The following is a 10,918-nucleotide window of genomic DNA, read 5'->3' on the forward strand; positions in this document are numbered from 1 at the left end:
AGGCGCGAAAAAGATGAGAGTTCTAAAGTTAGAACATGTAGGTGTTCTAACACATAACGAACATTGTTCTTTACGAACAATGTTCGTTATGGTATAAATATTGTATGAACGTCCAAATACTGCATATGCGGTAAATGATACAGTAACATATAGTGGAAGTACTTATACCTGTCTTCAGGCACATACTTCCCTTGTAGGCTGGGAACCATCCAATGTTCCTGCTTTATGGGAGAAAGGCGGCAGCGGAACTACGCCACCTACAACACCGCCAACAACGCCACCAACAGGTCCTTCAGTAACAAAGCCTTCCGAAGTTCCAAGCCACATATGGACATACACAATGAATGCGGGCGATAAATTCGGTAAAGGCGGAGATTTTGCTTTATTGCTGAGTGCTGTGATCAAAAAGGAAAGCAGCTTTGGAGCAGGCTTACCAGGCAGTCCATCAGCCGGCGACGGATTGATGCAGGTAGAACCAAACACACGTAATGCTTATTTATCTCAATTCAGTTCAAAATTTGGCCGTGCTTATAATCACGGCAGTGAACAAGATCAGGTATGCTTGGGCGGACTGATTTTAAATGAAAAGATTACTAGATTCGGCAACATATATAATGGCTTATTACACTATAACGGAGGAGATAACTGGTATCCGGGAGCTACAGACTCTTATGGCCGTCCTATTCTGGCCAATCAATATGCAGATGCAGTTTACGCTACTTATAAGGGCTATGGCGGTAAGAACTAAGATGTTATTTATTTTCCACCCTTGCAGGTTTTACAATCCTACCGTACATGTACACCCAGTTTTGTAAGTAATACCGGGAGTGGGCGGGGGAGGACAAAGGCAACGATGCACATCCACCACAAGCCGGGAGAGAACATGGATGTGGATTGGGCCGGAAAAATAAACTGAAGTTAGTGTTTAAACACTAACTTCAGTTTAAGGGAGGAATTATGAGTATGGAAATTTTTGAGCAGTATGAATCCAACGTAAGAGCATATTGTAGAAACTTCTACGATGTGTTTGACCGGGCTAAAGGTGCACTGATTTATTCAGAATCCGGAAAGAAATTTGTTGATTTTTTTGCAGGAGCAGGAGCTTTAAATTATGGACATAACAACGAATACATCAAACAAAAGATACTCGCTTATCTTGAATCGGACAGTATTACTCATGGGCTTGATATGTACACAAAAGCGAAACGTGAATTTATCGAAAAATTCTCGCAGATCATATTGGAACCCCGAAAGTTAAACTATAAAATTCAATTTTGCGGGCCTACAGGTACAAACGCTGTAGAAGCATCGCTGAAGCTTGCCCGAAAGATCACTAAACGGACTGGTATATTTGCGTTTATGGGAGGATTTCACGGAATGTCGCTGGGGAGTCTGGCTGTTACCAGCAACATTCAGAAAAGATCTTCCTCCGGCATAGCATTATCCGATGTTACCTTTTTCCCATACTCCGAGAGTCCAATTGACTCATTCGATACTATTGAATACATGGAAGCCGTTCTAAACGACGGTCACTCGGGAATCGAAAAACCGGCGGCTATTATATTTGAAACCATTCAGGCGGAAGGCGGCGTAAATATAGCTTCACCCGAATGGATGCTCAGGCTGAGGGAACTTAGCGACAGACACGGTATTCTACTGATTTGCGATGACATTCAGGTTGGCTGCGGACGCACCGGACCGTTCTTTTCATTTGAACGTGCCGGGATGATCCCTGATATTGTACTGCTTTCCAAGTCAATCAGCGGGTATGGCCTTCCCATGTCTATTCTGCTGATGAAACCGGAACTTGATGTCTGGAAGCCTGGTGAGCATAACGGTACGTTCCGGGGAAACCAGCTTGCTTTCATTGGAGCTACAGCTGCGTTGGAATATTGGGAAATGAATAATTTGGAACAGTCTGTGAAATATAAGGAAGCATTTGTAAGAGAATATTTAACCAAGCAGATTTTGTCATTACATAAGGGCCTGACCATTCGGGGTGCAGGTTTGATTTGGGGTATTGATTTTTCCAATGTGGAGGATGAGCGAATCACGCAAAAAGTAGTAGAGGAATGTTACCAAAACGGTTTAATCATCGAAAGCGCAGGAAGAAAAGACAGTGTTATAAAACTTATGCCTCCGTTAACCATCGAGCTTGAACTTTTGCAGCAGGGTTGTTCAATTATCAGACAAGCTATTCAAGAGAATATAAATAAAGTATTGGAGGTCGAAAGTTATGGATAAAATCGCCATTATAGGAATAGGATGCCGTTTGCCAGGAGGAATAAGGGGGCCTGAGGAGTTCTGGGAAGCATTGACTGCGGGAAAAGATATGACTTCCGATTTACCCGAAGGCCGCTGGGATTTAGAAAAGTTTTATGATCCTGACAAATCAAAGCCAGGCAAGCATTACACCTGTCATGGTGGATTTTTAGATAAAATAGATGAGTTTGACCCTTTGTTTTTTGGTATTTCTCCAAGGGAAGCGGCCTTTCTTGATCCACAGCAAAGACTGATGCTGGAGACATCATGGGAAGCAATGGAAGATGGAGGCTTGGATCCGGCCAAGCTAGCAGGAACCAATACCGGTGTCTTTGTAGCGGGCTTCACCCTTGACTATCAAGCAATACAATTTAAAAACGAATCGGTTGAAAGTTTAGATACACATTCGGCAACGGGTATGATGATGACAATGTTGTCCAACAGGATTTCATATATATATGATTTCAGAGGTCCAAGTTTGTCTGTAGATACAGCGTGTTCGGGCTCTTTGGTTGCAACACACCTTGCATGCGGGAGTTTATTGAATAATGAATGTAATCTCGCAATAGCAGGCGGAGTAAGTGTTATAGCTACACCTGAGTATACCATAGCGGAAAGTAAGGGTGGTTTTTTATCTCCCGATGGACGGTGCAAAACTTTCGATTCCAGTGCAAACGGTTATGCAAGAGGAGAAGGAGCCGGCGTTGTGGTTTTAAAACGCCTGTCAGATGCTATCGAAGACGGAGATAGGATTTATGCCGTAATAAGTGGATCGGGTGTAAACCAGGACGGCCACACAGACGGGATTACTGTTCCAAACGGGCAGGCTCAGGAAAACTTAATGAAGGAGGTATACAAAAAGGCAGGAATATCACCTTCAGATATAACATATATTGAAGCTCACGGCACCGGCACTCCGGTTGGAGACCCTATTGAGGCTAATGCAATAGCACGAGTGGTTTCAACAGACAGGCCAAAAGATAAAAAGTGTATTGTCGGATCTGTTAAGACAAACATTGCCCACCTTGAGGCCGCTGCAGGAGTTGCCGCACTGATAAAAGCTTCACTAATCATAAAGCATAAGCAAATACCTCCACATCTGCACTTTAAGAATCCAAACCCTAAAATTCCCTTTGACGATTTATGTATACGAATTCCTCAGACCCTGGAGCCTTTGCCGCAACCCGCATTGGTTGGCATAAATTCATTCGGTTTTGGAGGAACAAATGCCCATATCCTCTTGGAGGAAGCTACAGATCTCCAAAAAGAGGGTACTCCTGAAGTTAATGTAAATACCGGATGGCCATATATGATTCCCATATCTGCGCGCTCAGAAAAGGCGCTAAAAAACTATGCGCAAAAGTATGTTGATTTTATTAATGGAAGTGGAGAAAGTATTTCTTTATATGATATTGGAAGCATGATGAGCAAAAAGCGCACCCATCATGACTATAGACTAGCGGTTTCGGCATCTTCAAAGGAAGAACTTGCAGGAAACCTGGAAGCGTATATTAAAGGACAAGCACGCCAGGGGATGTCTGCGGGAAATGTTGAGGCAGGAAAGTACAATAAAGCTGTTTTTGTATATACAGGTATGGGGCCCATATGGTGGGCTATGGGCAGACAGCTCCTTGAAAAAGACCCTGTGTTTAGAAATATGATAGAAAAATGTGATAAACTTACACGTCAGTATGCTGGATGGTCTCTACTGGAGGAACTTCTCGCCGATGAGGAGAATTCACGTCTGGACCAGCCCCAGTTTGCTCAACCTGCCAATTTTGCTGTTCAGGTGGGTTTGACTGAAGTATGGAAATCCTTGGGTATTATACCCCATGCGGTGGTAGGACACAGTGTTGGAGAAGTGGCTTCTACATATGTTGCAGGAATTTACAGCCTTGAAGATGCCATGTTGGTAAGTATTCACAGAAGCCGTGCACAGCAAAAAGCAGTAAACAAGGGCACAATGCTGGCGGTAGGTTTACCAGAAAAAGAAGTTGTGGCCCTGCTGGATGAGAACATAAAAGGTGTTTCAATGGCAGCAATCAATAGCCCAAATTCGGTAACTTTGTCAGGTGATCCTGATGCCCTTGAGCAGATCCAAAAACAGTTGCAGGATAAGGGGGTTTTTGCGCGGCTTTTAAAGGTCAATGTAGCGTATCACAGTTACCAAATGGAACCATATGAGCAGGAGCTATTGGAGGCATTAAAAGGAATAAAGTCCCAGCCTGCCGGGATACCGATATATTCCACGGTTACAGGGAAAATGCTGACGGGTACAGAGTGTGATGGACATTACTGGTATAAAAATGTAAGAGAGCCGGTACGTTTTGAAGCAGCAATGTATGAAATGATTTCGTTGAATTATAACTTATTTATTGAGGTGGGCCCTCACCCTGTTTTAGCAGCTTCTATTTCTGATTGTCTGTCAGCTAAAAACGTTGAAGGTAAGAAGTTGTTCTCTATAAAAAGAAATGAAAACGAACAGGTTTCAATACTGGAGAATTTAGGGAATCTATATGCACTGGGATACCCTATAGATTGGAACAAGATTTACCGGTACCAAGGTGAGTTTGTAAGTCTCCCTCTTTATCCATGGCAATGGGATAAATACTGGATGGAAACGCAGGAATCAAGTGAATTTAGGCAGGGAAAAAATAAGCACAAGTTTTTAGGACGCCGTTTGAAAACTTCCAGCCCTATATGGGAGATTGAACTTAATACTACCTATATGACGTATCTTTCTGATCATAAAATACAAGGTATAGAAGTTTTCCCCGGAGCAGGGTATGTAGAGCTGGGAATGGCTTGTGCCAGAAGCTATTTTGGAGAGGGTTTTTATACAGTTGAAGATATAAAGTTTGAAAATGCTTTATTTTTAAATCAAGGAGTATCACCTGTGGTGCAGGTGGTTTTGGATCCAAAAACCGCAAAATTCGAGATTTCAAGCAGGATACCGGGACAAGATAAGACTTGGACATGCAATGCATCCGGCACAATAAGAAAACGGCAAAACATAAAGATCACTGCTAAAGATGAGTTGATTCAAATACTTGGCAATTGTACCAAAGAATACGGAAAAGAAGTATGTTATAAAACCTTCTATCAAATGGGTTTCCATTATGGTCCTTATTTCCAAGGTATAGACAAGATATGGAAAGGTGATAACGAAGCTCTTGGCAGGATCGAGATCCCTAAAATACTGGAGATTGATAGCTCTATCTACGGTCTTCACCCGGCGGTATTGGACGCCTGTTTCCAGGTTACCATTGCGGCAGTTGCACCACTTAATGAAGATGAAAATAACGAAGGCCAATCATTCCTACCTGTAGGAATAGACAGGGTGCAGCTTTATGGAAGGCCGGAGCCTGTCATGCTTTGTCATACGCAGATGGTAGATAGGAAAGATAATAATTTGAACGCCAACATCCGTCTATATAGTGAGGACGGAAATCTAATCGCCGAAATACTGGGCATAAGAACTAAGGAACTTGGAAATAGTGGAGGGTCTGATGCTGGAAGAGTTAAGGATTATCTTTATGAGATAAACTGGGAGCTTCTAAAAAGTGAAGAAGTTGATACCCGCACAGCTGCTGCTAACTCTGGAGCATGGCTTATTTTTGTGGATCATAAAGCAGCAGGAAAAGAACTGGCAAATCTCCTTGAAAAAAGGGGAGAAGAATGCTTTATGGTATATCCTGGTGAGAATTTTGGTTGGCAGTATGAAGAGCGTGAGATATATATAAACCCTCGAAGCATTGAGGATCTTAGAGCGTTGTTTGATGAATTCTCAAAAATTAAAACGAAGCTAACAGGTATTGTATATATGTGGAGCCTCAATATCCTTGAGATCCAGGAAGTTAGTAATACAGCTATAGAAAAAGCTTGTTTTGAAAACCTGTTTGTATTAAAACACCTGGTACAAGCAACCACAAATCTGGGATTAAATTTTAAGCTGTGGGTTATTACAAGAGGAGCCCAAATGATCAACAGGGCTACTCCAAATTCTGCATTCTTACAGTCGTTGGTATGGGGCCTTGGCACCGTCATAGGTTACCATGAGTTGCCTTCAAATTGGGGAGGCCTTGTAGACCTTGACATAGAGGCCAATGCGGGTGAAATGGAAATGCTGTTAAAAGAAGTCTTAGGTAATGGAGAGAACCAAATTGCTTTCCGTAATGGGAATAGACTTGCAGCAAGAATCGATAAACTGCGGATTGATATGCAGCATCAAGTACCCGTACATCTTCGCCCCGATGGAAGTTATGTTATTACAGGTGCTTTTGGTGGCATAGGTATGATTACAGCCCAGTGGATGGTTGCCAAGGGAGCAAGACATCTGGTACTGCTTGGACGCGGAGAATTTCCAAAACGTTCTGAATGGAACAATGTAGAGCCAGGCAGCAGCCTTGCAGAGAGGATTGAGTTTGTTCGTAAGCTGGAGTCCCAGGGGGCAACAGTATATATTGGATCAGTGGATGTAACTGATGAGGAAAAGCTTGCTGGATTTTTTAAAGATTTTGATAAGGAAGAAAGGCCTCCTATTCGAGGTGTTGTACATTCTGCTGGTATTACGGATGATCAATTTCTTGAGGTTAGTAAAGATGAGACTTTTTATAGGGTCCTTTCGCCTAAGGTAAATGGTGCATGGAACCTTCACCGTATGACAGAGGGACGGCCTATTGACTTCTTTATTTTATTTTCTTCAGTTGCTTCTGTATTTGGTTCACCAGGCCAGGGAGCATATGCAACTGGGAATGCCTTTTTGGACTCACTTGCACATTACCGTTTATCGAGAGGACTTCCTGCACTGAGTATCAATTGGGGACCATGGTCAGAGGTTGGAATGGCTGCAAGGTTTATGGAACGTGATCCGGAGTATTATATACAAAAATCCATAGAATCTGTAACGGTAGAAAAGGGAATTAGGGCTATGGAGCACCTTGTTGGAGAAGCTGTTGCACAGTCTGTGGTTCTACCTATACTCTCGTGGCAAACGTTTGGGGAAAAATGGTTCTCACCCATGAGTTCTCCACATGTGCTTAAAACTCTTTTGCAAGATGAGTCAGGACAACAAGAGAATATAAATAAATCAAAGGTGGATGTTGATATCCTGGAGGATATTATTTCATCTCCAATACAGAGCAGGCAGAATATCGTTGAAATGCATATTAAAACAATAGTAGCGAAGGTTTTGCGTTATAATCCTGAGGATCTAAGTACCAAACAACCACTAACTGTTTTTGGGATGGATTCATTAATGGCCACCGAAATAAAAAACAGGATGGAGGTTGCCTTTAAAACACCTGTTTCCATAGTAGAACTTCTTAAGGGTTCCAGCATATACGATCTTTCCGAGCAAATGATATCAAAGCTATACGAATCGGGAAAGATTTCAGAACAGGATTCCCTAAATATGGGTAAGGCTGAGCTTGAAAGAATACCTAAAGTTTCTGAAAAAGAGTACTATGAAACCTCATCTGCACAAAAGATGATGTATATCATTAATAATCTTGAGGGTAACAACATTGGGTATAACATACCTGTGGGAATTTTATTTGAAGGTGGGATTGAAAGGGTTGCCCTTGGGGAAGCATTAAAAACATTGATACAAAGGCATGAAGCATTTAGGACATCCTTTGAGATGATTGATGGGGAGCTTGTGCAAAGGATACAAGATGAAGTTGATTTTACTATAGAATATTTTGAGTCTGAGGAAGACGGAGTAGAGAAAATAATCGATGAATTTGTAAGACCGTTCGATTTAAGCAAAGCACCCTTAATAAGAGTAGGTCTTATAGAAATCCATGCTAGCAGGCAAATACTTTTGCTTGATGTACATCATATAGTCTCGGATGGAACTTCAATAATCAGGACTTTTGATGAAATAGTTTCTATATTAAGTGGTGAAAGCCTTCCGGCAATGGAGGTGCAATATAAGGATTTTGCCCAGTGGCAGAATGGCTTGTTTAGCACTGAGGTTTACAAAAAGCAGGAAGAATACTGGCTTAATAGGTTCAAGGGTGAAATTCCTATCCTTGATATGCCTACAGATTATCCTAGGCCTGTCCTTCAAAGCTTTGAAGGAAATAGGTTGCTATTTGATTTAGACAGTCATTTGATGGATAAATTAAATGTACTTTCCTCCCAAACAGGAGCCACCGTGTATATGATACTTCTTGCGGCATTAAATACACTAATGTATAAATACTCAGGACAGGAAGACATAATTATTGGTACTCCTATAGCGGCAAGAACTCATTTTGATACTGAAAGAATACTGGGGATGTTTATAAATACCCTGGCATTAAGGAATTTCCCAGAGGGAAATAAGGCCTTTACTGAGTTCTTGGAAGAAGTAAAAGAAAGCTCCTTAGAAGCATATGAAAATCAGGAATACAGGTTTGATCAGTTTGTGACAAAACTTAACGTAAAGAGAGATTCAAGCAGAAATCCTTTATTTACTGTTATGTTTAATATTGTTCCTTCTGATGAGCATATTATGGAACATCGTGGTGAATTAAAGTATTCCAAATATCCGGTTGAAAGTAAAACATCAAAATTTGACCTAACATTCCAGTTGATACCAGATGGTCATAATACAATATTATGGATGGAATATGCTACACGTCTGTTTAAGAAGGAGACGGTAGAAAGGCTTGTTCAGCATTACTTTAATATCCTTGAAGAGATAACCTCAAACCCTGAAAAAAAACTATCAGAAATCAATATGTTATCCCAAGAAGAAAAGGAGCGAATAATATACGGCTTTAACGATACGAAGGTTGAATTTGAACATCACCTGACGGTACACCACCTGTTTGAGCAGCAGACGAAAGTACGTCCAGACAATATAGCAGTAGCGTATGAAGGCCGTAGATTTACATATGGCCAGATCAACCAAAGGGCAAACAGGATAGCAAGGTACATGCTAAAGGCTGGCACTGGTAGAGAAGAAGCCGTAGTTGTCATGCTGGAGAGGGGACCCTTATTTGTAGAATCGGTACTTGGTATATGGAAAGCAGGGGGGGCTTACATACCTGTAAATCCAAAATACCCTACACAAAGGGTGCTTGATATATTTAAGGAATCTAAAGCTGCCTATGTGTTGACCTTATCAGATTATGTGACCCAGCAGCTTAGTGAGAACTATAAAGGCCGAATTATATACCTTGACCAGTGTGAAAAAGAGATTGAGGCTGAAAGTGGCGAAAACCTAGATCTAGATATAGACATAAATAGTTTGGCCTATGTTATATATACATCTGGTTCAACTGGTGTACCAAAGGGAGCTATGATAGAGCATCTTGGCATGATAAACCACATCCATGCGGAAATAAAGGAACTTTGTATAACTAACAACAGCATAATATCCCAGAACTCGCCTCAATACTTTGATGTATCTGTATGGCAGTTCTTTGCAGCCCTAACCATAGGAGCTCAAATTATCATCTATCCAGATGAAATAGTAAAGGATGTTGCAAGGTTTACGAATCGGATCATAGAAGATGGCATAACGGTCCTTGAGGTGGTACCTTCATACCTTGCTTTAATGCTTGAGTATGTGGAAAATACAGGGAATAAACCGGAAAAACTTCATTACTTGCTGATAACGGGAGAAACCGTAAAATCCGGCATAGTAAGGAAATGGTTTGACCTATGTCCAAATACTAAAGTAGTTAATGCCTACGGACCTGCAGAGGCAGCGGACGATATTACTCTATATACTATGGAAGCTGCTCATGAAGGAGAGAACATTCCTGTAGGCAAGCCTATACAAAATATGAATCTATATATAACAGATAAAAACATGAACCTGTGCCCTATCGGAGTAAAAGGAGAGATCTGCGTCTCTGGAACAGGTGTAGGAAGGGGTTATTTAAATGACCCTGAAAAAACAGCCCATGTATTCCTTGAAGATCCTTTCAGAGAAGAAAAGGGGATAAGGCTGTACAAAACAGGAGACCTGGGAAGATGGCTGCCTGACGGGAATATCGAATTCCTGGGCAGAATAGACCATCAGGTTAAGATCCGCGGATACCGAATAGAGCTTGGAGAAATAGAAGCTCAGCTTCTAAAACATTCTTCAATAAAAGAAGTTGTGGCAGCAACAAGGGAAGACCCCCAAGGGAACAAGTACATCTGTGCATATATAGTTGGAGAAAGTGAATTGACAATACCGGAATTAAGGGAGTATCTCTCCAAAGATCTGCCAGACTACATGATCCCTTCATATTTTGTACAGTTGCAAAAACTGCCTTTATCAGCGAATGGCAAGGTAGATAGAAATGCCCTGCCTGCCCCTGATGGAAATATTAATACAGGGGTAGACTATGCTGCACCATTCGGTGAAATTGAGGAGAAGCTTGTACTGATATGGAGCCAAATCCTTGGAGTCCAGAAGATTGGAGTAAATGATAACTTCTTTGAATTAGGAGGAGACTCATTAAAGGCAACCAATCTTGTATCAAGGGTTCATAAAGAATTTGACATAGAATTTGCATTAAAAGAAGTGTTTATGGGTCCTACAATTTCGGCAATAGCAAAAACTATTAAAAATAGACTTAACGATACAGTGGAAATCGAAGAAATTTTAAGCATGATTGAAAATCTATAAATAGGAATTAAAAGAGATGAAATAGAGAAGAGGGACGAAGTT

Annotated in this window: 3 protein-coding genes; all 3 read left to right on the top strand. The window is 41.3% G+C overall.

All coding sequences use genetic code 11. The features are described 5' to 3' along the window. The first annotated feature begins 100 nt into the window (after positions 1-100). The 3 genes from T3H97_RS26415 to T3H97_RS12770 all read left to right on the top strand — a co-directional run bounded on the left by T3H97_RS26415 (position 101) and on the right by T3H97_RS12770 (position 10,876). Positions 101-748 (top strand): carbohydrate-binding protein, encoded by a 648-nt coding sequence (locus T3H97_RS26415; protein ID WP_442955643.1) that lies wholly within the window; start codon positions 101-103, stop codon positions 746-748. 215 nt (positions 749-963) lie between these two features. After that, complete coding sequence (gene ectB, locus T3H97_RS12765) at positions 964-2,244, top strand: diaminobutyrate--2-oxoglutarate transaminase (RefSeq protein ID WP_025719505.1); 1,281 nt, start codon at positions 964-966, stop codon at positions 2,242-2,244. Next, positions 2,237-10,876 carry a non-ribosomal peptide synthetase/type I polyketide synthase gene (locus T3H97_RS12770; protein WP_328802755.1) on the top strand — a complete coding sequence of 2,880 codons (8,640 nt, stop codon included), beginning with the start codon at positions 2,237-2,239 and terminating at the stop codon, positions 10,874-10,876. Before ectB ends, T3H97_RS12770 begins: the two co-directional genes overlap by 8 nt. Positions 10,877-10,918 lie beyond the last annotated feature (42 nt).

This window comes from Paenibacillus sp. LX16 (assembly GCF_036252815.1).
Taxonomy (GTDB): domain Bacteria; phylum Bacillota; class Bacilli; order Paenibacillales; family Paenibacillaceae; genus Paenibacillus; species Paenibacillus polymyxa_B.

What these genes read in the sequence shown, in the direction of transcription:
- ectB (WP_025719505.1), top strand. Translation starts at nt 964, where the DNA reads ATGGAAATTTTTGAGCAGTATGAATCCAACGTAAGAGCATATTGTAGA.
- T3H97_RS12770 (WP_328802755.1), top strand. Translation starts at nt 2,237, where the DNA reads ATGGATAAAATCGCCATTATAGGAATAGGATGCCGTTTGCCAGGAGGA.